General features: G+C 65.9%; 24 protein-coding genes, 1 tRNA gene and 2 pseudogenes. 20 read left to right on the top strand and 7 right to left on the bottom strand.

Translation table 11 applies throughout. From position 1 onward, the window contains the following. Positions 1–122: 122 nt before the first annotated feature. The 5 genes from ahpC to ABZ789_RS10255 all read left to right on the top strand — a co-directional run bounded on the left by ahpC (position 123) and on the right by ABZ789_RS10255 (position 6,209). On the top strand, positions 123–686 hold the full coding sequence (ahpC, locus tag ABZ789_RS10235) for an alkyl hydroperoxide reductase subunit C (RefSeq protein ID WP_358422810.1): 564 nt from the start codon (positions 123–125) through the stop codon (positions 684–686). Between the two features lie 145 nt (positions 687–831). Further along, the gene (gene ahpF / locus ABZ789_RS10240; protein WP_358422813.1) at positions 832–2,427 is read left to right on the top strand and encodes an alkyl hydroperoxide reductase subunit F; all 1,596 of its coding nucleotides are present in this window, start codon (positions 832–834) and stop codon (positions 2,425–2,427) included. A gap of 549 nt (positions 2,428–2,976) precedes the next feature. Next, a complete protein-coding gene (locus ABZ789_RS10245; protein WP_358422816.1) occupies positions 2,977–4,392 on the top strand; it encodes a glutamate decarboxylase in 1,416 nt (471 codons plus the stop codon). Between the two features lie 252 nt (positions 4,393–4,644). Further along, positions 4,645–5,658, top strand: a complete 1,014-nt coding sequence (locus tag ABZ789_RS10250) for a zinc-dependent alcohol dehydrogenase (protein WP_358422819.1) — start codon at positions 4,645–4,647, stop codon at positions 5,656–5,658. Between the two features lie 50 nt (positions 5,659–5,708). Continuing rightward, entirely contained in the window at positions 5,709–6,209 is a 501-nt protein-coding gene (locus tag ABZ789_RS10255; RefSeq protein ID WP_358422822.1) for a gluconokinase, read from the top strand. 289 nt (positions 6,210–6,498) lie between these two features. On the opposite strand, the gene ABZ789_RS10260 is transcribed toward ABZ789_RS10255, so the two are convergent. The 3 genes from ABZ789_RS10260 to ABZ789_RS10270 form a co-directional block, all read right to left on the bottom strand. Continuing rightward, positions 6,499–6,678, bottom strand: coding sequence for a hypothetical protein (locus ABZ789_RS10260; RefSeq protein ID WP_358422825.1), 180 nt, complete (start codon positions 6,676–6,678; stop codon positions 6,499–6,501). 226 nt (positions 6,679–6,904) lie between these two features. After that, positions 6,905–7,156, bottom strand: coding sequence for a hypothetical protein (locus tag ABZ789_RS10265; protein WP_358422828.1), 252 nt, complete (start codon positions 7,154–7,156; stop codon positions 6,905–6,907). Positions 7,157–7,161: 5 nt separating this feature from the next. Further along, complete coding sequence (locus tag ABZ789_RS10270; RefSeq protein WP_358422831.1) at positions 7,162–7,398, bottom strand: hypothetical protein; 237 nt, start codon at positions 7,396–7,398, stop codon at positions 7,162–7,164. A 320-nt stretch (positions 7,399–7,718) separates the two neighbouring features. Between ABZ789_RS10270 and ABZ789_RS10275 the strand changes: the two genes are divergently transcribed. The 4 genes and pseudogenes from ABZ789_RS10275 to ABZ789_RS10290 all read left to right on the top strand — a co-directional run. Continuing rightward, a complete protein-coding gene (locus tag ABZ789_RS10275; protein ID WP_358422834.1) occupies positions 7,719–7,847 on the top strand; it encodes a hypothetical protein in 129 nt (42 codons plus the stop codon). 663 nt (positions 7,848–8,510) lie between these two features. After that, the gene (locus ABZ789_RS10280; protein WP_358422836.1) at positions 8,511–9,146 is read left to right on the top strand and encodes a recombinase family protein; all 636 of its coding nucleotides are present in this window, start codon (positions 8,511–8,513) and stop codon (positions 9,144–9,146) included. A gap of 445 nt (positions 9,147–9,591) precedes the next feature. Then, positions 9,592–10,425 (top strand): annotated as a pseudogene (locus ABZ789_RS10285) (site-specific integrase); the annotation flags it as partial. 92 nt (positions 10,426–10,517) lie between these two features. Then, positions 10,518–10,807: pseudogene (locus ABZ789_RS10290) on the top strand (transposase); the annotation flags it as partial. Between the two features lie 235 nt (positions 10,808–11,042). On the opposite strand, the gene ABZ789_RS10295 reads toward ABZ789_RS10290, so the two are convergent. After that, positions 11,043–11,113 (bottom strand) — tRNA-Gly (locus ABZ789_RS10295). A gap of 85 nt (positions 11,114–11,198) precedes the next feature. After that, positions 11,199–12,023 (bottom strand): oxygenase MpaB family protein, encoded by an 825-nt coding sequence (locus tag ABZ789_RS10300; protein ID WP_358422839.1) that lies wholly within the window; start codon positions 12,021–12,023, stop codon positions 11,199–11,201. An 84-nt stretch (positions 12,024–12,107) separates the two neighbouring features. Between ABZ789_RS10300 and ABZ789_RS10305 the strand changes: the two genes are divergently transcribed. Next, on the top strand, positions 12,108–12,743 hold the full coding sequence (locus tag ABZ789_RS10305; protein ID WP_358422842.1) for a TetR/AcrR family transcriptional regulator: 636 nt from the start codon (positions 12,108–12,110) through the stop codon (positions 12,741–12,743). Positions 12,744–12,777: 34 nt separating this feature from the next. Further along, positions 12,778–13,362: a dCTP deaminase gene (gene dcd, locus ABZ789_RS10310; protein ID WP_358422845.1), complete on the top strand. Its 585-nt coding sequence runs from the start codon at positions 12,778–12,780 to the stop codon at positions 13,360–13,362. Between the two features lie 70 nt (positions 13,363–13,432). Here dcd and ABZ789_RS10315 read toward each other — a convergent pair whose 3' ends face one another. Together ABZ789_RS10315 and ABZ789_RS10320 are read right to left on the bottom strand one after the other, a co-directional pair. Beyond that, positions 13,433–14,092, bottom strand: a complete 660-nt coding sequence (locus ABZ789_RS10315) for a hypothetical protein (RefSeq protein WP_358422848.1) — start codon at positions 14,090–14,092, stop codon at positions 13,433–13,435. A 17-nt stretch (positions 14,093–14,109) separates the two neighbouring features. Continuing rightward, positions 14,110–14,331: a hypothetical protein gene (locus tag ABZ789_RS10320; protein ID WP_358422851.1), complete on the bottom strand. Its 222-nt coding sequence runs from the start codon at positions 14,329–14,331 to the stop codon at positions 14,110–14,112. An 871-nt stretch (positions 14,332–15,202) separates the two neighbouring features. Here ABZ789_RS10320 and ABZ789_RS10325 point away from each other — a divergent pair. The 9 genes from ABZ789_RS10325 to ABZ789_RS10365 all read left to right on the top strand — a co-directional run bounded on the left by ABZ789_RS10325 (position 15,203) and on the right by ABZ789_RS10365 (position 23,669). After that, positions 15,203–16,348, top strand: a complete 1,146-nt coding sequence (locus ABZ789_RS10325) for a glycosyltransferase family 4 protein (RefSeq protein ID WP_358422854.1) — start codon at positions 15,203–15,205, stop codon at positions 16,346–16,348. Continuing rightward, a complete protein-coding gene (locus ABZ789_RS10330) occupies positions 16,345–17,457 on the top strand; it encodes a glycosyltransferase family 4 protein (protein ID WP_358422857.1) in 1,113 nt (370 codons plus the stop codon). Before ABZ789_RS10325 ends, ABZ789_RS10330 begins: the two co-directional genes overlap by 4 nt. Before the next feature lie 84 nt (positions 17,458–17,541). Then, the gene (locus tag ABZ789_RS10335) at positions 17,542–17,703 is read left to right on the top strand and encodes a hypothetical protein (RefSeq protein WP_358422860.1); all 162 of its coding nucleotides are present in this window, start codon (positions 17,542–17,544) and stop codon (positions 17,701–17,703) included. A 201-nt stretch (positions 17,704–17,904) separates the two neighbouring features. Continuing rightward, positions 17,905–18,237 carry a SelT/SelW/SelH family protein gene (locus tag ABZ789_RS10340; protein WP_358422863.1) on the top strand — a complete coding sequence of 111 codons (333 nt, stop codon included), beginning with the start codon at positions 17,905–17,907 and terminating at the stop codon, positions 18,235–18,237. Positions 18,238–18,336: 99 nt separating this feature from the next. Next, positions 18,337–18,981, top strand: a complete 645-nt coding sequence (locus tag ABZ789_RS10345) for a hypothetical protein (RefSeq protein WP_358422866.1) — start codon at positions 18,337–18,339, stop codon at positions 18,979–18,981. A gap of 178 nt (positions 18,982–19,159) precedes the next feature. Continuing rightward, positions 19,160–19,864, top strand: coding sequence for an N-acetyltransferase (locus ABZ789_RS10350; RefSeq protein WP_358422869.1), 705 nt, complete (start codon positions 19,160–19,162; stop codon positions 19,862–19,864). Positions 19,865–19,960: 96 nt separating this feature from the next. After that, positions 19,961–21,433: a hypothetical protein gene (locus tag ABZ789_RS10355; protein WP_358422872.1), complete on the top strand. Its 1,473-nt coding sequence runs from the start codon at positions 19,961–19,963 to the stop codon at positions 21,431–21,433. A gap of 346 nt (positions 21,434–21,779) precedes the next feature. After that, positions 21,780–22,427, top strand: coding sequence for a phosphate signaling complex protein PhoU (gene phoU, locus ABZ789_RS10360; RefSeq protein WP_358422875.1), 648 nt, complete (start codon positions 21,780–21,782; stop codon positions 22,425–22,427). Between the two features lie 42 nt (positions 22,428–22,469). Further along, complete coding sequence (locus ABZ789_RS10365; protein ID WP_358422878.1) at positions 22,470–23,669, top strand: aminotransferase class I/II-fold pyridoxal phosphate-dependent enzyme; 1,200 nt, start codon at positions 22,470–22,472, stop codon at positions 23,667–23,669. Positions 23,670–23,675: the final 6 nt, after the last annotated feature.

Raw genomic sequence — 23,675 nt, forward strand, 5'->3', positions numbered from 1 at the left:
CTGGCAAAACCAGGGGTTATAGCTCCTGCTTATCGAACTTCTAGAAAATATCGATTGGCACAATCAATCGTTCGCGGATAACGTCGAAATCGTCAACCCCATCGAGACGAGTGAGGTTCTACATGTCGCTGATCAACAAGAAGATCAAGCCGTTCAAGGCCGAGGCTTTCAAGGACGGCGCCTTCGTGACCGTGTCCGACGAGGACATCAAGGGCAAGTGGGCGATCTTCTTCTTCTACCCCGCAGACTTCACGTTCGTCTGCCCCACCGAGCTCGGCGACCTCGCAGATCACTACGAGGAGCTCCAGAAGCTCGGCGTCGAGGTCTTCTCCGTCTCGACCGACACGCACTTCACGCACAAGGCGTGGCACGGCTCGTCGGAGACCATCGGCAAGATCAAGTACGCCATGATCGGTGACCCGACCCTGCAGATCAGCACCAACTTCGAGGTGCTTCGCGAGGAGCAGGGCCTGGCCGACCGCGGCACCTTCCTGGTCGACCCGGACGGTGTCGTCCAGTTCACCGAGGTCACCGCAGAGGGCATCGGCCGCAACGCCGCCGAGCTCGTCCGCAAGGTCAAGGCTGCTCAGTACGTCCGCTCGCACCCGGGCGAGGTCTGCCCCGCCAAGTGGGAAGAGGGCGACGACACCCTCGCTCCGTCGCTGGAGCTCGTCGGCAAGATCTGATCCGTCGGCGGAATACGTTCCGGTGGCACGGGATCGAGATTCCCGTGCCACCGGGCACCGTCCGGGTCCGCTCGGCTCGAGCTGAGAAGTTCGCCGACTCCCCATCTTTTCCGGTCACAGTTCTTCCACCTCTGGAGTAATCCTCATGCTCGATGCCTCCCTTGCCGCCCAGCTGAAGTCCCTCCTCGAAAAGGTCACCCAGCCGATCGAGTTGGTGTCGTCCCTCGACGATGCCCCGAAGTCGAAGGAACTCGGCGATCTCCTCGACCAGATCGCCGGGATGTCCGATCTGGTCACCCACGAGCGCACCGGTGAAGCCACCCGTCGCCCGTCCTTCGTGATCCGCCGCGTCGGCACCGACATCGAGGTCGAGTTCGCCGGCATCCCGCTCGGCCACGAGTTCACCTCTCTCGTGCTCGCGCTGCTGCAGGTCGGCGGTCACCCCTCGAAGGAAGCTGCGGAACTGCTCGAGCAGGTGCGCGACCTCGAGGGCGACTTCCACTTCGAGACCTACTTCTCGCTGTCGTGCCAGAACTGCCCCGACGTGGTGCAGGCACTGAACGTGATGTGCGTGACCAATCCGCGCATCAAGCACACTGCGATCGAAGGCTCCCTCTTCCAGGATGAGGTCGATGCCCGCCAGGTCATGGCCGTGCCGACCGTCTTCCTCAACGGAGAACTCTTCGGCTCCGGCCGCATGAACCTCGAGCAGATCGTCGGCAAGCTCGACACCGGCTCCGCCGAGCGCACCGCCGCCGCGATCACCGCGAAGGACCCCTTCGACGTCCTCGTCGTCGGTGGCGGCCCCGCCGGTGCTACCGCCGCGATCTACACCTCCCGCAAGGGAATCCGCACCGGCGTCCTCGCCGAGCGATTCGGCGGTCAGGTGCTCGACACCATGGCGATCGAGAACTTCTCCTCCGTCCCCTACACCGAGGGCCCGAAGTTCGCCGCCGAACTCGAGAACCACGTCCGGCAGTACGACGTCGACATCATGAACGTCCAGAAGGTCGCGAAGCTGACCCCGGCGCCCACCGCGGACGGACTGGTCGAGGTCGAGCTCGAAAGCGGCGCCCGCCTGCTGTCGCGCAGCGTGATCCTCGCGACCGGCGCCCGCTGGCGTGCGATGAACGTGCCCGGTGAGAACGAGTACCGCAACAAGGGTGTCACCTACTGCCCGCACTGCGACGGCCCGCTCTTCAAGGGCAAGCGTGTCGCGGTGATCGGTGGTGGCAACTCGGGTGTCGAGGCGGCCATCGACCTCGCCGGTGTCGTCGCACACGTGACTCTCATCGAGTTCGACTCGGTGCTCCGCGCCGACGAGGTTCTGCAGCGCAAGCTCCGCAGCCTGCCCAACGTCGACATCATCGTCAGCGCTCTGACCACCGAGGTACTCGGTGACGGTTCGAAGGTCACCGGTCTGAGCTACACCGACCGCACCACGGACGCCTCGCACACCCTCGAGCTGGACGGCGTTTTCGTGCAGATCGGCCTGCTCCCCAACACCGAGTGGCTTGCCGGCACAGTCGAACTCAGCCCGCGCGGCGAGATCGTCGTCGACGATCACGGCCGCACCTCGGTGCCCGGCGTGTTCGCCGCCGGCGACTGCACCACCGTCCCGTACAAGCAGATCATCGTCGCCGCCGGAGCGGGTGCGACCGCTGCGCTCGGCGCGTTCGACCACCTGATCCGCACGAGCGCCCCTGCTCAGGAAGGCGAGGCGGTAACCGCAACCGTCTGACGACGATCGGTTGCTTCGCTCGGGCGGATACCGAGCACCGAACGGAGGCCCCGGCGCTACGCCGGGGCCTCCGTCGTTGTCGGACAATGGGGAGTCGGAGTGAGGTCGCTCGCGTCCCGGATGAGCACATTCCGGAAGTAACTGGAAGCGTCGTATGGACACCATCTTTCAGCGGTGTTGGGCGCTACCGTAGCATTTACCGTCATCGCGACTCCGGTGGTCCTCCCTGCGGGGACGGTTCTCGGCAGCGAGAATTGCCGCTTTTGGCCCGTTTCGACGCTTCGACGATTTACTTCGTTCATGACTCTCGATTTCCGGCCTGCGATACGATCGCATCCCATAGGCGCCTGTGCACCTGATGTTGTTACTGACCTCTTGTCGAGCGAGGAACAGATATGGCTGCTCCCGAGGCTCCTCCCGAAGTGAACAGGTTCGTCCCACCGCTTGCACGCGGTGCGCACGTGATCCTCGCCGACGGTGAGGATGCGAACCGCACATGGCACATTGCCGAGGCATCAGCTGTCCACAACCACTGTCCGAGGGAGAGTCATGTCCGAACCGATCGATCCCAACGAGTTCCGTGGACGCGGTCTCGGTACCAGCGACTCGCTTTCGCTCAATCCCGTCTTCTTGCGACCCGGAGAGGCTACCGACCTCCCGAAAACACGGATGCCGGAATCGGAGTCGCTTCCCGAGACCGCTTATCAGATCGTGCACGACGAGGCGATGCTCGACGGAAACTCACGGTTGAACCTGGCCACATTCGTCGGCACGTGGATGGACGAGCGCGCCGCCCGCCTCTACACCGAGGCCGCCGACAAGAACATGATCGACAAGGACGAGTACCCGCAAACCGCGGCTATCGAAACACGTTGCTGGACAATACTTGCGGATCTGTGGAGTTCCCCTGATCCCGAGGGTTCCATCGGAACGTCCACGATCGGCTCCTCCGAGGCATGCATGCTCGGTGGTCTGGCACTCAAGCGCAGGTGGCAGGCGCGTCGACGCTCCGAAGGCAAGTCCACGGAAGCGCCGAACATAGTGCTTTCGAGTGCCGTTCAGGTGTGCTGGGAGAAGTTCTGTAATTATTTCGAAGTCGAGGCGAGATATGTGCCCATCAGCCTCGAGCACAGAACGCTCGACGGGCACGAGCTCGATAAATATGTGGACGAGAACACCATCGGTGTCGTCGCCATCATGGGCGTCACGTATACCGGTGCGTACGAACCCGTTGCGGAGATCAGTGCGGCACTGGACCGGATCGCCGCCGACACGGGCGTCGACGTCCCCATCCACGTCGACGGCGCGTCCGGCGCGATGATTGCGCCCTTCTGCCATCCGGACCTGGTGTGGGACTTCCGTCTCGACCGAGTCGCGTCGATCAGCACGTCCGGTCACAAGTACGGTCTCGTCTATCCCGGTGTCGGCTGGGTGGTCTGGCGCGACAAGTCTGCGCTACCCGACGAGCTGATCTTCTACGTCAGTTATCTCGGCGGCGACATGCCCACTTTTGCGCTCAACTTCTCGCGCCCCGGCGCGCAGGTGCTGTTGCAGTACTACATGTTCCTGCGCTTGGGATTCGAGGGCTACAAGCGTGTCCAGGAGCAGTCGCTCGCAGTAGCCCAGTATCTTGCGCACGAACTGGCGAAGATTCCGGCCTTCGAACTGTGGAACGACGGCTCCGATATTCCCGTGTTCGCGTGGATGCTGAAGAAGGGATACACCGAAAAATGGGACCTCTACGACCTGTCGGACAGGTTGCGCATGAAAGGTTGGCTCGTCCCCGCGTACCCGATGCCCGACGACCTGGCCGACGTCACCGTGCAGCGCATCGTCGTCCGCAACGGTCTGAGCCACGACCTGGCCACTGCGCTGCTGGCCGAGATCAAGACGGAGGTCGACTTCCTCGATCGGCTCCAAGCGCCGATACCTCGTGAAGGTCGGCGGGTGATGTTCCACCACTAGAGTTCCGGCGACCGGCCAGGGCGGTATGGGTCAGTGGCACTGTGGCAGAGAACTTTCGGAATCGGACAGCTCGAGTGATCCGGCTGTAGATCGATCCGTGACCTCGAAACCCGGTGTGGCAGCGGCTGCGGGGGCAGAGGATGGGGGACGGCGCCGGATCAAGAATCGATGAGCTTCGGATGTGGAGGAGCAGGGGTTCTCGACGTCGAAACGCTCACGAATGTGCGGCCCACCCACCACAGGAGAATCGCCATGAAAGCAGCAGTCGTCACCGACTTCACAGCACCACTCGAGATCCAGGATTTGCCCGTTCCCGATCCCGGACCGACCGATGTACTGGTGAAAATGGAGGTGAGCGGCCTCTGTCACACCGATATCCACGCCGCACATGGTGATTGGCCCGTCAAGCCGTCGCCGCCGTTCGTCCCCGGCCACGAGGGAATCGGTCGTATCGAGGCGATCGGGTCGGAGGTGACCGATCGCGCGGTAGGTGACCGCGTTGCCATCGCCTGGCTGGGATATGCGTGCGGCGCGTGCCGGTACTGCATCTCCGGCTGGGAGACGCTGTGCGAGCAGCAGCGCAACTCCGGATACTCCGTCAACGGTAGCTTCGGCGAGTACGCCGTTCTCCCCGCTGCTTTCGCAACCCCGGTTCCCGAGGCTGTTTCCTCCGTGGACGCGGGTCCGCTGACATGCGCCGGCGTGACCACCTACAAGGCGGTTCTGGCGGCGCAGGTGCGTCCCGCCCAGACCGTCGCGGTCTTCGGCATCGGCGGACTGGGACACCTGGCGGTGCAATACGCCCGAATCGCCGGCGGTTTCGTGATCGCTGTCGACGTGGAGGACGGCAAGCTCGAAATGGCGCGGCGTCTGGGTGCGGACCACGTTGTCAATGCCAAGACCGAGGACCCGGTGGAGGCGATCACCCGACTCGGTGGAGCGGACGTGGCCCTCGCTCTGGTGGCCTCTGCCGCGTCCTTCGAACAGGCATACGCCTCCCTGCGTCGCGGTGGGCGACTCGTCTGCGTCGCGCTACCGGCCGGTGATGCGTCCCTGCCGGTACCGATCTTCGACACGGTGCTCGGCGGAAAGTCCGTCATCGGATCGATCGTGGGCACACGCAACGACCTGGCCGACGTCTTCGCGCTGCACGCCGCCGGGCGAACCCAGGTGATCGCCGAGACGCGTCCCTTGGAATCGGTGAACGAGTCGATCAGCGACGTGCTGAGCGGAGCCGTGCCCGCTCGGGTGGTGTTCGAGTTCTGACCGCTTCGCCGACGAAGGCGGCAACAGCCTCCCGCTCGTTACGATGTTGCATGAACATTGTGGTGATGGGCGTGGGGGGATGTGGGAAAACGACATTCGCGCAGCTGCTTGCCGACCGGATCGGCGGCGTCTTCATCGATGCGGATGATTACCACAGCGAGACGTCGATCGAGAAGATGCGCTCCGGCCGGCCGCTCGACGACCGGGCTCGCGAGCCTTGGTTGCGTGCGGTCGCAGCGGCCGCTTCCGACAGCGTCGAGACGCCGGTGGTTGCGTGCTCGGCGCTGAAACGGTCGTATCGAGACATCCTGCGTGCCGGTGCCCCGACCGTGTTCCTGCATCTGGACGTGTCCATGGATGTCGTGCGCTCCAGGGTCCGCGAACGCGGTGACCACTTCTTCCCCGAAAAGCTGGTCGTCTCGCAGTTCGAGGCGCTCGAACCACTCGCACCCGACGAGCACGGCGTGGTCCTGGACGGCACCCTGTCGCTCCCTGAACTCCTCGTCACATCCTGCTCGTACCTCGAGGGCCGTCGGGAAGGATGCGGGTGATACGAGCTGCCTGACATTCGCGACGATATCGGGGTCCGCCTTGGTACCGGACCTGGACGGTCCCGATATTCCCTCAGTACGGGACGGACTTTCGTCCGACGGGCTGAGGGGTCTTCACCAATCGCACTGGTACTCCTAGCGCTCGGCAGACCGGACGCATTGTGATTTGCCCTCGTTGCGATCAGGCAGAGTTGCTGCCATGCACCACTTGCCAACGGCGCTGCCATCTACGTTGCGAGAGCCGGCGGTGGGTGCCCCTCGGTGGACGGCTCGACCGGCTCGCAGTCGATCAATCGAATCCGTCCTTCCGGATCCGGGCATGCACCCCCTTGACGACGTCGACCACCTGTGAGATGTCGAAATCGGTGGCGGCCGACAGATCGTTCGGTGCACCTGTTCGCCGCGTCTGCGGTGTCGTGACCTGGACGCCTTCGATTTCGGCGTCGAGGCCCTGGGCGCGATCGTGCACGCCGATAGGCCCCGATCGGTCCAACACTGGGGTAGAGCCGACCTGCTCGCTCAAGGACTGCCGATCTGGGCCGTGGGAACACCGTCCTCAGGCGTGTGGGCTCCCGGTGGTGGGCGACCGTGCACCCCGACCGGCCCCTGTTTCCCGGAGGCGGAAACAAGGGTCGGTTCTTTCCCGCGTCGCGGAGGGGGTGTCGCACGCTCGCGCACAGGCCCCCGGGCTGGGTCTACTTGGGGGTGCCGAATCGTTGGTAAGCGGCCTGCCGGGTGGTGTCGAGGGCCAGGCCGATGGCGGCCCACGAGTCGCCGTCTTCGCGTGCGGCGGCGACGGCGGCGCGGAGTTCGGCCTCGGCGTCCTCGAGGCCTTTGCGGGCGGCGATGATCCGCCGGAGGTGCTTGGCGTCGCGGGCCTCGGTGCTGGTGGGGTCCAGGTGGTCGAGGCCGGTGGGGTCTGCGTTGGTTCGTTTGATGGTCTGCATGTGTCTCACCTCAGGTAGTCGTAGAACTTCGCACGGAGGCGGTCTGCGTGGATGATCCGGTTCGGCTGGCCGGCGGGCACGGCGACCAATTCGAGAAGTCGCCCTGCCGTGTCGGTGCCGATGATGAGGAGCCGTTCCTCGCCGTCGTACTCGTACTCGACGTAACGGATCGCGTGCTCGAACGCGTGGGTGATGTCGTCATCGCTGATGCCATGTTTGCGCGCTGAGTCGTTGATCCGCACTTGTAAAGGTTACCTTTACAACATTGGGTCGTCAAGGTTGCCTTTACAAGGCGATGCGTGGCCGGTGCCCTACGGCCTTTCGCAGTAGCCGGCTGCGTTCGAGTCCTAGGTGCAATCGACGAATCCGGTGGGCGTAGCTAAGTCCTTTGATGTGTGCCAGCGGGGTTGCTGACCGGACTCGGGCGGACTGGTGTGATCACTCGCCGGAAGTGTTCGTCTCAGGCGTGCCGGTGTCGTCGCGACCGAGGAAGCGACCCCACGACCGGCGGTCCGCGCCCCCCGGGCTCCCAGTCGTCGAGCGTGCCGCGTCGGTGGAGAAGATGACCGCGCTCTGGGCGCAGGGTCCCCGCCCCGCCGGCATCGCCGAGCTGACCGAACTCAGCAGCAGCGCGGTCACTGAAGCGCTACGCGCCGCCGAAGACGAACCGAGGAAGGGGAGGTTGTGGTGAGGGTGACGGAAGTCATCACGCCGGAAGTGGTGGCGATCCCCGAGATCAAACGGCGGCGATTCCAATGAAAAGGCCAAAAATGATAGAGCGCAACCGAGTACGCGATACCGAATTCAACTGGGACCGTTGCTGCCTCGTTGCTGGGGGTGGCGGTATGCGTGCATGTCTGCCCAGCGGGCGGGACATCGCTCACGCGGGGTGCCTAGTGAAGCGGGACTGGGGCTGGGTCTACGAGGAACTGCGCGACCTCCAGCGTGCCCGACGCCGACGACCTCCGGCGTGAAGCTGAGCAAGAAGCCGCCCCGTTCGTCCCGAGGGCTGAGCCGCCCACTCCGGCTGACGAGGTGGTGGACCTGGGGCTCATCCCGTTTGAAGACGCCGTGGAGCGCGTCCGGCGTACCAGCCCACCACCGCCCCGGCGCACACACCGCACCCGCCGCATATAGGGCCGCTGCACCCGTCCAACCATCGCCATATCGGAGCAGTAGGCTGCTGGGCGGCACGGGCTGGGGCGCGGCAAAAGTCAACCAGTAGGGGCGTTGACCTGCTGTTACGCACTGGTATCGAACATGCGTTCGAGGTCGGTTGTGGGGTGCAGGGGTGCAGGGGTGCAGGCAACATCGCGCCCCATGCACCCCCCCAACGGCAAGGGAGACAACGGGTATGAGAGTCATCGGGTACGTGCGAGTGAGTACCAAAGATCAGGGAGTGAGCGACCTCGGTTTGGAGGCTCAACGGGAATCGTTGGAGCAGTGGTGTTCCCAGCGTGGGCACGAGCTGCTCACTGTTACGACGGACGTCATCAGCGGGGCCAAGACGGACGCCATGTACGGGCGTGAGGTAGCCATCGCCGCCGTGGAGAACGGGGTCGCTCAGGCGTTGTTGGTGCGGGCGCTGGACCGCGTCACCCGCGACCAGCTGGACGCCGCTCAACTGATGAAGCGCGCCGAACGCTACGGCTGGCGACTGATGGACTGCGAAGGTGCAGACAGCGGCGAACCCAGCCAGCGCTTCGCGGCGGACATCCGCCTGGCGATGGCCGCTGAAGAACGGCGCAAGATCGGTACCCGCACTCGCGAGGCTCTGGACACCAAGCGTAAGCGCGGAGAGCCGGGGTTGGTCAGCACCAGCGCGCAGCGCCGCATCCAGATCCTGCGCTCAGAAGGACTCGGGGCGAAGGCGATAGCCGCACGCCTCACCGAAGAAGGCATCCCCACCGCCACCGGAGGCGATACGTGGCATTACTCGTCGGTGCGGCGTGTGTTGCGTCGCCTGGCTGAAGAGAAGGCGGTGGCCTGATATGGCACACGTGCAGAAGCGCACCACCAGCACCGGCCAGACCCGCTACGTGGTCAAGTACCGGACGCCGGACGGCAAGCAACGCAGCAAGGGCGGCTTCACCACGAAGAAGGACGCCGGGGCCTACGCCAACGAGGTGGACTACACCCAGCGGCGCGGCAGCACGTGGGACCACCGCGCCGGAGCGATGACGTTCGGTGTAGCGGCGGAAGAGTGGTTGGCGTCCCGGCACGACCTGAAGCCGCGTACCCGCGCCGAGTACGAGAATCTGCTGCGCCCCAAGACGCGCGGCCCCATCGCTACACGCGAGCTGTCCATTGCGGCTACGTTCGCTGGTTACCCGCTGAACGCGATCACCCGGCAGCAGATCAGCGAATGGGTGCAGCGCCTGGTCGCCGCAGGCAAGAAGCCGTCCACCGTGCGGCACGCGTACTTCGTCGTAAGGATGGTGCTGGCTCAGGCCGTGGTGGACGGACGCCTCACCGACAACCCAGCCGACTACGTGAAGCTCCCCAGCGAACACAGCACGAACGGCGGAGCGCACGGCGTTGTGGACGACCCGGACCAGTTCCTCACAGCGGAGCAAGTGCAGGCGCTCACGGCAGCGACGCCCTGGCCGTACAACGTCTACGTTCATGTGGCCGCGTGGGCTGGCCTGCGCGCGGCTGAGTTGGCGGGGTTGCAGGTGGGCGATGTAGACCTGCCCGCGCGGTCGCTGAACCCCAACGCGCGCCCCAAGCCGGGAACGCTCCGCGTAGAGCGGACCGTCATCACTATTGACGGCCAGCTCGTGTACGACACCCCCAAGACGCGGGGGAGCCGGCGACGAGTCCCCCTCCCGCCCGCGACCGTGGAGCTGCTGCGCGATTACCTGGCACGGCACCCCCGCCACCATGAACCCACCGCGCCGCTGTTCCCGGCTGGCACCCTTGTCCCGCAGAAGCCCACCGGCAAGAAGGCCACTGACGAGAAGGGGCGACGGGTAGTCCCCAAGGCGGAAGACGCACTGGCCGCGCTCACCGTGGACGAAGCGCAAGCGCGGCTGACGCTGGACTGGCACGCCCTGCCTCGGCACCAGACGTTCTATAAGGCGGTGTACCGGCCCGCAGTGCTGCGGGCAAACCGGCTCTCACCCAGCGCCGCGCTGCCGCCCGCGCTTAAGTTCCACGCGTTGCGGCACACCTACGCCAGCCTGTGCGTGGCTGCGGGCATACTGCCGTTGGAGATCGCGCGGTTCATGGGGCACGCCAAGGTCACCACTACGCTCAGCGTGTACGCGCACCTGTTCGCCGACGACCACGCAGACGCGATGGCCGCGTTAGGCGCAATGGGGCCACCGTTCGCTGAGACCGGGAACGTGGTGCCGCTTAGGGACGGCCACGGAATCGGCCCCGACGGTTGTTCGCCGACCGCGGCTACGACTACGACAAGTACCGTGCTCTGCTGCGTGCCCGCGGTATCACGCCGAGGATCGCCCGCCGCGGTGCCGCACACGGATCCGGTCTCGGGAAGGTGCGCTGGGTCGTCGAACGGACCTTCGCCTGGCTGCATCAGTTCAAGCGCCTACGAACCCGTTCCGAAGTACGAGCCGACTGCACCAAGGGCTTCTCGAACTCGCGTGCAGCATCATCTGTTTGAGGCGACTCCGGAAGTCATTCTGAAACGCTCAGTTAGTGACAGAGATCGGGGGCTCTACTGACTCAAGCATGGGGGGAGTGTAAACCCAGTCGACCTAAGTCTCGGTCTCTTGATTGCTTACTGCGGCGGTATGCCAGGGCGCGCGGAGGACCGTGTAGGCATCTGTTCATTCGGGTGCCGAGGTACGACGGAGGTACCGCTACGCGGAGGACAACAAAGGCCCCGGCTGCGCGATGCGCGTACCAGGGCCTTCAGGAGAGCCGATGACGGGAATCGAACCCGCGTATTCAGCTTGGGAAGCTGATGTTCTACCATTGAACTACATCGGCACGCTGGGCTTTTGCCGATTCTCACCGGCTCGGCCCGAGCTTCGGAGCAAACTTTAGCAGACTCTCCGAGTCTGTTGCGGCACCCCTAGACGAGTGATCGTCCCGTCCGGATTCGCCATCGCATGTCGGCCAGCAGGACGCGGTAGGGCAGTTCGCGTATCGCCACCGGCAGTCGCTTGTTCACCACACCGAGAGTGCGCATGAGTCGGTCGAAGCGACGCTGGTCGCGCGGCGTCCACGGCAACAGCATCTGCTCGCGGAACAGCGGCGGCAGGAAGCCCGCGGTGAAGAACAGATTGAGCGGGCCGAACAGGGCGGGAACGGGTTGGGGCAGGAACTCGATCCGCGCGATCGACAGCAGGTGCTCGCGGATCGTGTCGTCGATCTTCACCTTGTGGAGGTTGTCGTTCCAGTACTGTTCGAACGCTGCGCGGTCCTTCGGCCACATCTCCTCTGGCACCTGCAGTGTCGTCCCGAAGGTTGCGCCGTTCTGATAGAAGTACTCGATCGCGTCGTCGGGGATCGGCCCGTAGAGCGCGCGGTGCACGTCCTCGAAGCCCCGGTAGATGCACGCCGCGACCCACAGTTGGAGTTCCGGGTCCATCGCGTTGTACTCGACGGGGCTCGAATCGGTGGAGCGGACCTGCGCGTGGGCCTTGTTCACACCGCGCCGGAACAGGCGCTTCTCGTCGTCGGTGCCCCGGGCCGCGACGGCGAGATAGGTGAGGGTCGTGCGGGTGCGCTTGATCGGGTGGTCGAACAACCGCCCCGACTCCACGCGGGATTCGTAGACGCCGTAGCCGACACCGGGCCACGACAACTGCATGATGATGTTCGCCGCTCCGGCGGCCAGGCCGATTCCGTCGATCGTGTCGTCCAGTCCGACGGGCTTGTCGACGATTGCTGTCATCGAAGATCCCCTTTACTCGAAGTGACCACGACTGTACTCAGATCCAGGTGGAGCGTAAAGGCCGGACGCTGCGAAGATGGGGGCATGGCAACTGGACGGCTCTACGGTGGACGCGCAGGTGAGGAACGGCAGGCGGATCGGCGAGCCCAGCTGATCGAGGCCGGTCTCGACCTCCTGGGAGCGGCCGACGGCGAACCCACGCTGTCGGTTCGCGGTGTCTGCAAACGTGCAGGCCTGGCCTCTCGCTACTTCTACGAAAGCTTCGCCGATCGCGACGAGCTCACCGGCGCCGTCTACGACCACGTCGTTCGACGCATCGCCGAGAGCACACTCGCTGCCGTAGCGGCGGCACCGGCCGGCGACGCCCGCGCGATCGTGCGGGCCTGTGTGGAGAACATCGTCCGGGAGATCGACGAAGATCCGCGGCTGGGTCGCATGCTGTTCTCCGTAAGCCAGGCCAATCCGCAGCTCGCGAAGCGACGCCTCGACTCGACCCGCATGTTCGCAGGCCTCGTCACCGCCCAGGCGGAGAACATCTTCGCCATCACGCCGAGTCCCCGCCTCGACCTGGCAGCCCATTACGTCGTGGGCGGGCTCGCGCAGGCGCTCACGGCCTGGCTCGACGGGACCGTACCGCTGAGCCACGACGACGTCGTCGACGAATGCACCGAATTGCTGGTCACGATGTCGGCTGAGCTCCGGCGCGACTCGGCCACGTAGAAGCTGCGCAAGGCCAGGTTGTTAACCTCTACTCGTGCTGCTCTCCGATCGTGACATCCGCGCCCAGATCGCCTCCGGTCATCTGGGGATCGACCCGTTCGATCCGGAGCTCGTGCAGCCCTCGAGCGTGGACGTCAAGCTCGACAGCCTGTTCCGTGTCTTCAACAACACCCGCTACACCCACATCGACCCGGCGAAGCAGCAGGACGAACTGACGTCGCTCGTGCAGGTGCCGGAGGGCGAGCCCTTCGTACTGCACCCGGGTGAGTTCGTGCTCGGTTCGACGATGGAAAGGTGCACCCTGCCCGCCGACCTCGCGGGTCGGCTCGAAGGCAAGTCGTCGCTGGGTCGTCTCGGTCTGCTGACGCACTCGACTGCCGGATTCATCGATCCGGGATTCGACGGACACATCACACTCGAGCTGTCGAACGTCGCGAACTTGCCGATCACGCTCTGGCCCGGCATGAAGATCGGTCAGCTCTGCCTGTTCCGGCTGACGAGCCCGGCCGAGCATCCCTACGGCAGCGCGAAGGTCGGCTCCAAATACCAGGGCCAGCGTGGACCCACCCCGTCGAAGGCGTACCTGAACTTCGTGCACAGGCATCCCGACGCCCCGTAACTCCCTCCCGCCCCGCATTCGCGGCGGTTTCCTCGGCGACGGGAAGCGCGTGTCGCGCGATGTCTCCGGTTCACGTGCTGCGATTGCCGGGGTGTCGAGCGACGGCGGGGCCGTAGAACCGGCGGCTGTCCGGTCGGCTCGGCTCGGGAAGGGGAATCACGATGGGCGGTCGTACATCCCACCGCACCGGAAAACTGGCCTTCCGCTGGAGCAGAGGTGGCACCGTGCCGGCGAGTGACAGGCTCACGTTGATGGTTCCCGCCTCGCATTCGATGAATTCGACAGCGCCGTTCCGAACGGAGACGGAGGTGCGTCCCATGGTGAAGACGACACTCAGTTCGAAATCGATACAGGCAGACTCGTGCTCCTCGACGAACAATGTGACCCGGGCCGGTCGCCGAACCGGAATTCGATACGGGTCGAGAATGTTCTCGACGACCTGCGTGCCCGGATCGGCACGAGTTGCGCGCGCCGCGGTCATCACGTTCTGAAGAGTGCCCAGACCCTTCGCGAACAGCGGTCCGGGATCCTCGTCGAGTAGGCCCAACGCCGTTGTGAGGATCCGCTTCTCGACGATTCTCAGAGCGTGCGAGGGAATACGCGAACCGCTTGTGCGACGGGCAAGTTCGTCGGGGCCGGCCTGTGCGGCCATCCTCGACACGAGATCGGCATCGTCGGCGGCGTCGAAGACCATCGACCTCAGTGTGGAGCGCGTATCGACGGTGGTCATGATTCCTTACCTTTCTTTCAGGGGGTTCCGAGTTCGAGGCGCACCGACAGCGACCGGGGGTCGTCCGCGGGACCTTCGATCACGGCGGGCGACGTGTCGAGACGAATGTCGGAGTTCGGGATGTCGCAACGGGAATCTTTGTGCCGATCGATGATTCGCTTGATACGAATCCCGGCTACCGTGCCGGCGAGTGCGGCGGCGAATAGCAGCCACGCACCGAAGTCCGTGCCGATCGACACAGGTGCGACGTCGGCCGTCGCCGGTGGGGCAGGCTCGGGCTGGGCGGAATCGGGCTGTGGAGAGGTGCTCTGGACAGGCTCGGACTCGGTCGGGGTGGGCTCGGGTGAACGAGACTCGGTTGGTGGAGCGGGGGTGGCGGCGTTCGAAGTCGGAGAGACGGTGTCGGTCCGGGAGGATTCCGCCGTCGTCACCTCCGCGGAGACTCGTTCGCGCCGCGAATCGGCCGGTGATAAAGGAGCATCGGGACTCTCCGGCTGGAGAGTGACCTCGGGTTGCGGGGGAGTGCGGGTCCCCCCGAGGGACTCCTGGGGTCGGCGCACCGGTGGTTCCACCGAGGGAGGCGGCTGCGGTGAGGGCTCCGGCGGCTCGGACGGTCGGAGCCGAGGCACGGGAGGTGGATCTACAAGGTCCGGCGGAGTGGTGGGAATCGGCGGGAGTGGAACGGAAGGAATCGATGTGATCGGCGGAAACGTGTAACGGTTCCATCCGGGATTCTCGCTGCCGTGGGAGTCACAACTCGAGCAGTCGGACGGCTCCGGCACGGTCGTCTCGTCGGCTGCAGCAGGTGTTCCCCATGCGGTTCCGGCGAGAACCGTGACGGTGAGACAGGTGACGGCAAGGGCCCTGTGGGTGTGCAGAGGCGGCGTGGTCATGGTTCCCCCTTGTGGTCGCCAGTCCACTCTCGGCCGAGGGAGGTCGGGGGTCATGCGTAGTGCACTACGCGAAAGCGGCGAGCGCTCTCGCCGGCACCGGGGAGCGGAGCGACCGGGGCATCGCGCAACCTCTGGGTCGTTGCATTGTTGTAACGAAGTGGAGAGAACACCCGATCTCCTCGCAAAGCGAGAAACGGACGAAACGGGAGATCCGCCGGTGGCACGACCCCTCAGAGCGTTGTTCGTCAACGAGAACATCGGTGGGCACGCCACCGTGCACAATTCGCTGAGGCGGGCGTTCGCCGAACGCGACGACATCGTCGTCGACTTCCTCGACGCCGACGGTCCGGGGCTCGTAGGCAGGGTTCTTCGCGCGCCGGTTCCCGTGCTCGGTCGCCTCGACCTCGACCTGCAGGCGCTGCGGGGGCAGCTCGTACATTCGCGCGGGCTGAGGCGCCGGGTGCAGGAGCGCCTCGCCGAAGGAGACATCGACGTCCTGCACGTCTACACCCAGAACTGCATGCTCGGTTCTACCGACCTCGTGCGGGCTCTGCCCACGGTCGTCACCACCGACAGCACCAACGAACTCAACGCCTATCTGCTCCCGTATCGTGCGCCGACCCGCTTCACCCCACTCGCGGTCAGCGCTGCGGCCCGCTTCGAACGGCCGGTGCTCGACGCCGCGGCGCTGGTAGTCGCCAACGGCAGGCGTACGGCATCGTCGTTGACCGGCCCGAGGTACGCCTTGCCCGAGGAGAAGGTGGTGACGATGGCGCCAGGGATCTGGTCGCCCTTCCTCACCGGCGAACGGGCGCTGCCCGATCGTTCGCACCACCCGCGGCCCACCATCGTCTTCGTCGGCACGAGCATGGAACGCAAGGGTGGCAACACCCTTCTGCGGCTGCATCAGCAGCACCTACGCGAGATATGCGATCTGGTACTCGTCACCCGCGATACCGTTCCGGACCTGCCGGGCGTGCGGGTCGTGGGAGATCTCGTCAGCGGTGACGACCGGCTGTGGGATCTACTCGCTGCGGCGGATCTGATGTGCTTTCCCTCCGGGATGGACCAGGCGCCGAACGTGATTCTCGAAGCCGGTGCGGCGGGTCTTCCCGTCGTGGCCTCCACGGTCGGCTCCATCCCCGAGATGGTTGTCGACGAGGAGACCGGGCTGCTGGTCGATCACGGCGACGAGGAATCGCTTCTCGCAGCACTTCGGTTGCTGCTCGCCGACGGAGTCCGGCGCCGCAGGATGGGGGCGGCCGCCCACCTACGGATCGCCGAGTCGTTCGACATCCGCACGACCGCCGCGCGGCTGACCGATCTGCTGTACCGGGTGCATCGGACGGTTGCCGCGCAGTGAGCGGTTCGCTGTTGTTCGTCGGGCACACCGGCCAGCGTTCGGGTGCCGAGAAGGTCATGCTGACGCTCATCGACGTCGCTCTCGAACAAGGCCTGCGAGTTGCGGTCGCGTGCCCCGACGGACCACTCGCCGAGGAACTTCCGGCCGGATGCAGGCATATTCGGGTGCCGAGACTGGGAATGTGGGGGCAGACGGGACTCGGCCGGATCGCCGGACTCGCCGGTCTGCCCGTGCGCTGGTTGGTGGGAGCGCTCCGGGTACGTCGCGTGCTCCTCGCCGAGCGACCGCGCGTGGTGTGCAACTCGCTGTTCGCGTTACCGTGCCTGCGACTCGCCGTGGCAGGCACGCCCCACCGTGAGCGCGCGAGGTGGCTGGTGCACGACACACTGTCGTCGAGGAAGCAGCGTCTCGTCGCCCGGCTGGGCAGAGCAGCGGTGGCGGGTGCTGTCGCGGTCTCCCGGGCCACGGCCGTTCCGGTCCGTGAATGCGGCTATCGGGTGAGCGTCGCCCCGAACGGTGTCCCGATCCCCTCGATCCCTTCCTCACCCGCATCTCGTGCGGACTCGACGGCGCGCGTGGGCATTCTTGCGTCGGTGACGGAGTGGAAGGGACACCGGGTTCTCCTCGACGCGGTCGCCGAGGTGCCCGGCCTCCACCTCGATGTGGCCGGCGCTCCGTTCCCCGGCGACGAACCGTTCCTCGAGGAGTTGCGGCGCCGCGCAGACCGTCCCGACCTGCGTGGGCGCGTGACCTTCCTGGGCGTGGTCGATCCGGCGGACGTCTTCGCGGTGTGGGACGTGCTGGTCTCGGCCAGCACCTCACCCGAGGCCGGGCCGCTGGGGGTGCTGGAGGCGATGGCGCACGGTGTGCCGGTCGTGGGAACCGATCACGGCGGTACCGCCGAATATCTGTCCGGAGGAGCCGGGGTACTGGTGCCGCCCGGTGACGTGAAAGCGCTGGCAGCAGCACTGCGGTGGATACTCGACGAGCCGGATCTGGGAAACGAACTCGTCGTCACTGCGCGTCGTCGCGTACAGAAGCAGCACGACATCGAGCTGACACTGCCGGCCATGGCGGATGCGTTGTGGGGGAGCGAATTCCCATTGTGAGCCGTCCTCGAGTATTGCTATTGCAACCATGTTGTGATCTCGGGTTTTTTGGTGTTGGCCGAGCTTTCCCGCACACTGTGAGCCATGTGGGTGTGGATCGCATCGGCGCTGGCGGCGTGGCTGGGCCTCTCGGTTCTCGGCGCGCTCGCGGTCGGGCGATTCCTGCACGTCGCCGAGACCGAGGAAGAACTCGTCGAGATGCAGCGCGCAGAGCGTGATTCTTCGAATCCGCCCGTGGTTTCCTGAGCCACGGGACGCCGACCGGCGGGATACTCGCGAGTAATAATCTGTCTGCCTAGACTCGGATTCACGTCGTCCTCCTGTCCCCCTGTGAGGGCGACTGCACGGACCGGTTACCCCCATCGCTGGTCTGTGCCGAAGCCCCGGCGATTCACCACCACGATCGCCGGGGCTTCACCTGTTCGAGGTAGCGATATTCTGTCGTTCATGACCGAGCAGGCTCCTCGTGTGGCGATCACCTACTGCACGCAGTGCCGATGGCTCCTGCGCGCCGGGTGGATGGCCCAGGAACTGTTGAACACTTTCGGTACCGCGCTCGGTGAAGTGGCCCTCGTTCCGGGGACGGGCGGAGTGTTCCGCATAGTCGTCGACGAAGCGGTTGTATGGGACCGCAAGGAAGACAAAGGTTTTCCCGAGATCTCCACCCTCAAACAGAAGGTACGCGATCTTGTGGAGCCCGATCGTGATCTCGGGCATGTGGATCGCGCCGCCCGTTCGGAATCGCTGTCTCGCCGAGACAGCGGCGACACCTCACGGTAACGTTTCCGCCTACGCGCCTGCGTTTACGCGCGCCGGGCGCGGTCGACGGCGCGCCGCTGACCAAGCGGCCGCCGGTATCGAATTACGGGGAGGAAATCGATGAATTCTGTTGCGAAGAAAGCTGCCGTCGCGGCCTCCGGTGCCGCGCTGCTCGCACTGGCGGTTCCCGGCGTCTCGTCCGCCGCAGGGCCGAGTGTGTCGGCGACGGCGGAGAACGGTGCCGTCGTAGTCGACTTCGATCTGTCCCGGGCGGACGTCGACCGCGGCGTCACCTGTGTCACCTACGTTCTGAAGCCGGGCACCGTGGACACGGCCGAGCCGTCGGGCCGGATCGATGCTCAACCCGCGGGCACGAGCTTCGAGGTGCGGAACACCGCCACCTCGAGCGCGCTGTACGTCAAGGACGGCGCTCCCTCTCAGGCCGGCCCTCAGGCGATCACCGATGGAACGTACAACGTGTTCTGGGGCTGCCAGGACGCCTCGGGTAAGCAGTACGAGAACATCTTCGACGCGTCCGGACGCCCCTTCACCGGCGGCATCTCCGTGACGGTCGGTGGTGGCGAGCCCGCACCGCAGGCCCGCTCGGCGCCCGCCCCGCAGACGACGCCGGCCCCCGCACCGCACGCCCAGGCCGCCCCCGAAACCGGGGATGTGCCCGATGCTCCCGGTTCGCAGCCGGAGCCGGTGGATCCTCTCCGGTTCGTGATCGAGTTCCTGCGTGATCTGATCGGCAACCCGTCCTGATCGACGGACGTTTCGGCATCGGCGGCACCGGATGGGTGCCGCCGATGCTGTTTCTGCATCGACCCTGTAGAGATGGTCGGGAGATCTCTGCGGCAGGGAAGGGGAAGGCGTGGATACCGTGTCGATCGAAACAAGCCTCGTATCGCCGTCTCGCTTGCGTCGCTCCTACGGCGCGAGCATGCGTCCCCTCACGTCGGCGGGTAGCTGGTCCGAGGGCGACGGCTGGTGGGTCGGCATCACCGGGGCGCCTGATCCCGATTACAACCTCGCCCTCGTCCACGGCGGCGACGTCACCGCCCACGCGCACCACGTCTACGAGACCCTCACCGAAGCGGGGCTGCCGTCGATCGTCCTGCTCGCCGGCGACGGTCTCGGCGCAGCACAGGTCCTCGCCGACCGCGGCTGGGTGTGCGCGGGTTCGCTGGATCTGACCTACCTCGTCGCGCACGGCGCCCCTCTCGATCCGGGCTTCCGGACACTCGACGAGGCCGACATGGCGCACGCCCGTGAACTCGCTGCCGGAACGTTCGGGATCGCACCCGGGACCGCCGCGGTCGCATACGCCGACACGATTGCCCGCGCATCCGGTGTCGAGGTGGTCGGGATCGTCGACGATTCCGATCTGCAATGCTGTGCGCTGCTCGTGGACAGCGGCCCGATCCGTACGGTGTGGTCGCTCGGGACCCGCACGGGCCGGCACCGCCGCGGCTATGCCAACCGGCTGATCCGGGCGGGCGCCGCGCACACGCACGCGCAGCGCGGTCCGATCGCGATGTGCGGACTGACCCGGCCGCGCGTGACTCCCCTCTACCTCGTTGCCGGCGCGCGTGTGGCGGAGACATGGCAGATGTGGTCACGTCCGCGCTGGCTGCTCGGCAACTGACGGGCGCTGCGGGCGGGGTAACGTTTGCCCGATTCGTCACGAAAGTATGGCGACGTGCCCTGTTCCCGGGGCGTACAGCGAAAGGCCTTGTGCATCGTGTCCGAACGAAGCATCCGCGACGCCGAACTGCGGCGCGAGCTCGGTGTTCCCCCGACCGTCGATCTGGTGGGGCATGCCCGCGACCTCGCCCGGGTCGCGATACCCGCCGCGGCCGTCGCCGTGCTCGCCGCGGTTGGGATGTTCTTCGTCCGAGACAACGGTCCCGGTGTGTACGAATCGTCGCTCGTCGCCGAGATTCGCTCCACGACCGGGATCTCGGGCTCGGACGCGACGCTCGGACAGCTCATCGCTCCTTATGTTGCCCTGTCACAGGACTCGGCGGTCGTCGCCGCGATCGCCGCCGACACGAACGAGGACCCCGCCGAGCTGGTGTCGAGAATCGACGTAGGGTACGGCTCGTCACCCACCCTGCTCACCGTCACCGCCCGCGACGACTCGCAGGCCGACGCCGACCGTCTCGTGCAGGTCGTCGTCACGCAGCTCGACCGGGCGCAGACCGACCGCAATCGTGCCGCCCTCGACGCGCGCATCGCCGATCTCGACGCGGTCGTAGGCGGCCTGCGGGCCGATCTCGCCGCGAGTATCGCGGCCGATGCGGACGGTCGAGGCGACCCCGTGTTGCAGGCCGAACTCGATGCGCGGTTCGAACAACTCCGGCAGGCGCGCTCGGGTGGGAGCCTCGAATACCTGCAGGTGCTGTCGGCGCCGGCAGGTTCCGGTGAGAAAGTGTCTCCACAGCCGCGCGCCGAAGCCGCGGTGACTTTCCTCGCGGTGTTCGTCGTCGCCGCGGAGTTGCTGGTCGCCTTCCTCGGACGCTTCGGTACGACGAACAGCGCAGCATGGGCCAGGCGGATCGCTCGGCGTCACCGTTCGGCCGTGCAGATCGTGAAGGACGATCGAGCGACGCTCCCCCTCGACACCGTCGTCATGCTGCAGCAACGCGCGTCGCTCGGCGATTACATCCTCCTTCTGCACGGGGTGGGAGTGACGGTCGAAACGGACGCCTTCGGCGATGCCTCCGACCGGATCGTGTGCTGCGAACTCGGCGAGCAGTGGTGGACCCGGGTGCGCACCGAAGGCTTGGCGCTCGCAGTGATCGTCGTGCAGGCCGCCGCCGAGGAACGCGCTGCTGCCGAGGACACCCTGAGTGCGCTTGTCGAGGTCGAGGTACCCACGCGTCTCGTCGTGCTCGGCGCCGGACGTGAGGTCCTACCCGCACTTCCGTCCCGCAGCCGAGGATCCGTGGACTCCGTGCAGCCCCTCCCCGAACCGGCACCCGCAGCGCCGCCGGTACCCGCAGCGCCGCCGGTACCCGGAGTTCAGCAGCGTCCGGTACCGGACACTCGTCACCGGCCTCCGGTACCGGCTTCGCCGCGGTCCGAGCCGCTGTTCGTCCCTGCGGAGGAACCCGGGCACCAGCGGTATCGCTACGACGAGGGACACAGCTACGACTACGACTACGACTACGGGCAGCGTCACGAGCACCCGGATGGGTCACCACGCTACTGACGTTCTCCGGCGCGAGTTGAAGCCCGACACGGAAGCGCTATAGTGATCGCGGTCACGTCAGGGGATGGATGTGGCCTGCGCAGCCGAGCACATCGGCTTCACGATGAGGGATTCGATTTGTCTACCTGCGTTGCCGACACCGCTCAGCACAACACTGCAGTGCCGGGAAGCACCGAATGGATCAAAGCTCACCTCGCTCGCATGGATGACCGTGCGAGCTCTGCCCCGTCCGACAGCGACGCAGCCGCAGAGAGCGTCGCCGACACCCGTGGCTAGTCCCCTGGCAGGGTTGCGACGACAATGGACCGGGTACGCGTGGCGGTGACGCGGTCGAGAGGAGCGAGACATGCGGGATTTGTTCAGGCGTCAACTCGATGAACTGGTCGAACGCCTCGGTGAGCTCGCATCTGTCGCCGGAGAGGGTCTCGAACTGGCCACCCGCGCGCTGTTCGACACCGATCTCGACGCGGCCCAGCGCGCTCTCGATCTCGACGCCAGAATCGCCGAACTCGACACCGATTGTTCCGATCGGGCGGTGAGGATCTTCGCCCTGCAGGGCCCGGTGGCCGCCGACCTGCGGCTGGTGTTCTCTGCCGTGCGCATCACGAGCGATCTCACGAGGATGGGTGAGCTGAGCCTGCACATCGCGCGGGTGGTTCGGCGTCGCCATCCCGAGTCGCTGGTGTCCGAGCTCTTGCGCGACGATCTTCGCCGGATGGCCGATCTCGCGGGGGAGATCGTCGCGATTCTGCGCGACGCGTTCGCCGACTTCGACCTCGAGACGATCACGGGCATCCACACCCTCGAGAACGAACTCGATGCGGTCCATTCGCGGTTGCTCACCCGCCTCGAAAGTCCCGAGTGGGATGGTGACATCCGGACGGCGGTCGACACCGCCTTGCTCGCCCGCTTCTACGGGCGCTTCGGCGATCAGGCCCTCGACGTCGCGGATCGGTTGATCTTCTTCGTCACGGGTCAGCGCCCGGCCGCCTGATTTCGCCGCGCGGCGCGGCGCAAACCGTGCCATTCTCTCCCCATGACCAGCGACGAGTGCCTCTCGGTCGACGGTCCTGGGGTGACCGGGTTCGACGACCTCGACTTCGACGCCCTGTCGGCGCGGTCCGGTGCCAAGTGGGCGCGGGCGGTCGCCGACGGGCTGGCTCCTGCCTGGGTCGCCGACATGGATTTTCCGGTCGCACCTCCCATCGCGGACGCACTGCGCGATCTGGTGGACCGTAGTGATCTCGGCTATCCCGACTGGTTCCACGGAACTCCGCTGCGTGAGGAGTTCGCGAACCGCATGCGCATGCGATACGGCTGGGAACCCGATCCCGGTGCCGTCCGTGAGCAGACCGATCTCATTCAGGCGCTGCAACTCGTGCTGCACCTGAGCACCACGCGTGGGGACGCCGTGGCGATCCAAACGCCGAACTATCCTCCGTTCCTGGCTTCTCTGCGCCGGATGGGCCTGCAGCAGGTCGACTTTCCGTTGGTCGATCGGGGGGAGGGGTGGGCGCTCGATTTCGAGACGTTCGTGCCGTTGGTTGCGCGGCGACGTCCGCGCGTTCTCGTGCTCGTCAACCCGCACAACCCCACCGGGCGGGTGTACACCCGCGAAGAACTCGAGCGGATCGCCGAGATCGCCGAACGTTACGACATGCTCGTCGTCAGCGACGAGATCCACGCCGAGTTGACCTACGAGCCGCACCGGCACATCCCGTTCGCCTCGCTCGGGCCGGAGGTCGCCGCCCGGACCGTGACCCTCACCTCTGCGAGCAAGGCGTTCAATCTCGCTGGTTTGCGTTGCGCGGTAGTGCATTACGGTCCTGCATTCCTGCTGAGGCGGCGGGATGCGGAACCGTTCGACCTCTACGGAACGGTGTCGGTCCCGGGAGTGATCGCCACGCTGGCGGCGTGGCGTGAGGGCGACGCGTGGCAGCAGGATCTGCTGCGCGTCCTCGACCGCAATCGCAGGCATGTGGACGAGGTGCTGCGCGAGAGGATTCCGGCTCTGCGGCACCACATGCCGCAGGGCACCTACCTCACGTGGGTGAACACCGGACCGCTCGGGATCGATGATCCGGTGTCGGCCGTACGCGATCGGGGTCGCATACTCGTCGACGGTGGTGTGCGGTTCGGATCGGCTGCGCGCAATTTCGTGCGCATCAACTTCGCGACATCGAGGACGATCCTCGATCGGATCCTCTGCGGGGTCACCGATGCGCTCGGACCCTGACCTCGG

The organism is Rhodococcus sp. NPDC047139 (assembly GCF_040643435.1).
Taxonomy (GTDB): Bacteria; Actinomycetota; Actinomycetes; order Mycobacteriales; family Mycobacteriaceae; genus Rhodococcus.

What these genes read in the sequence shown, in the direction of transcription:
- ahpC (WP_358422810.1), top strand. Translation starts at nt 123, where the DNA reads ATGTCGCTGATCAACAAGAAGATCAAGCCGTTCAAGGCCGAGGCTTTC.
- ahpF (WP_358422813.1), top strand. Translation starts at nt 832, where the DNA reads ATGCTCGATGCCTCCCTTGCCGCCCAGCTGAAGTCCCTCCTCGAAAAG.
- ABZ789_RS10245 (WP_358422816.1), top strand. Translation starts at nt 2,977, where the DNA reads ATGTCCGAACCGATCGATCCCAACGAGTTCCGTGGACGCGGTCTCGGT.
- ABZ789_RS10250 (WP_358422819.1), top strand. Translation starts at nt 4,645, where the DNA reads ATGAAAGCAGCAGTCGTCACCGACTTCACAGCACCACTCGAGATCCAG.
- ABZ789_RS10255 (WP_358422822.1), top strand. Translation starts at nt 5,709, where the DNA reads ATGAACATTGTGGTGATGGGCGTGGGGGGATGTGGGAAAACGACATTC.
- ABZ789_RS10265 (WP_358422828.1), bottom strand. Translation starts at nt 7,156, where the DNA reads ATGCAGACCATCAAACGAACCAACGCAGACCCCACCGGCCTCGACCAC.
- ABZ789_RS10275 (WP_358422834.1), top strand. Translation starts at nt 7,719, where the DNA reads ATGACCGCGCTCTGGGCGCAGGGTCCCCGCCCCGCCGGCATCGCCGAG.
- ABZ789_RS10280 (WP_358422836.1), top strand. Translation starts at nt 8,511, where the DNA reads ATGAGAGTCATCGGGTACGTGCGAGTGAGTACCAAAGATCAGGGAGTG.
- ABZ789_RS10300 (WP_358422839.1), bottom strand. Translation starts at nt 12,023, where the DNA reads ATGACAGCAATCGTCGACAAGCCCGTCGGACTGGACGACACGATCGAC.
- ABZ789_RS10305 (WP_358422842.1), top strand. Translation starts at nt 12,108, where the DNA reads ATGGCAACTGGACGGCTCTACGGTGGACGCGCAGGTGAGGAACGGCAG.
- ABZ789_RS10315 (WP_358422848.1), bottom strand. Translation starts at nt 14,092, where the DNA reads ATGACCACCGTCGATACGCGCTCCACACTGAGGTCGATGGTCTTCGAC.
- ABZ789_RS10335 (WP_358422860.1), top strand. Translation starts at nt 17,542, where the DNA reads ATGTGGGTGTGGATCGCATCGGCGCTGGCGGCGTGGCTGGGCCTCTCG.
- ABZ789_RS10340 (WP_358422863.1), top strand. Translation starts at nt 17,905, where the DNA reads ATGACCGAGCAGGCTCCTCGTGTGGCGATCACCTACTGCACGCAGTGC.
- ABZ789_RS10345 (WP_358422866.1), top strand. Translation starts at nt 18,337, where the DNA reads ATGAATTCTGTTGCGAAGAAAGCTGCCGTCGCGGCCTCCGGTGCCGCG.
- ABZ789_RS10350 (WP_358422869.1), top strand. Translation starts at nt 19,160, where the DNA reads ATGCGTCCCCTCACGTCGGCGGGTAGCTGGTCCGAGGGCGACGGCTGG.
- phoU (WP_358422875.1), top strand. Translation starts at nt 21,780, where the DNA reads ATGCGGGATTTGTTCAGGCGTCAACTCGATGAACTGGTCGAACGCCTC.
- ABZ789_RS10365 (WP_358422878.1), top strand. Translation starts at nt 22,470, where the DNA reads ATGACCAGCGACGAGTGCCTCTCGGTCGACGGTCCTGGGGTGACCGGG.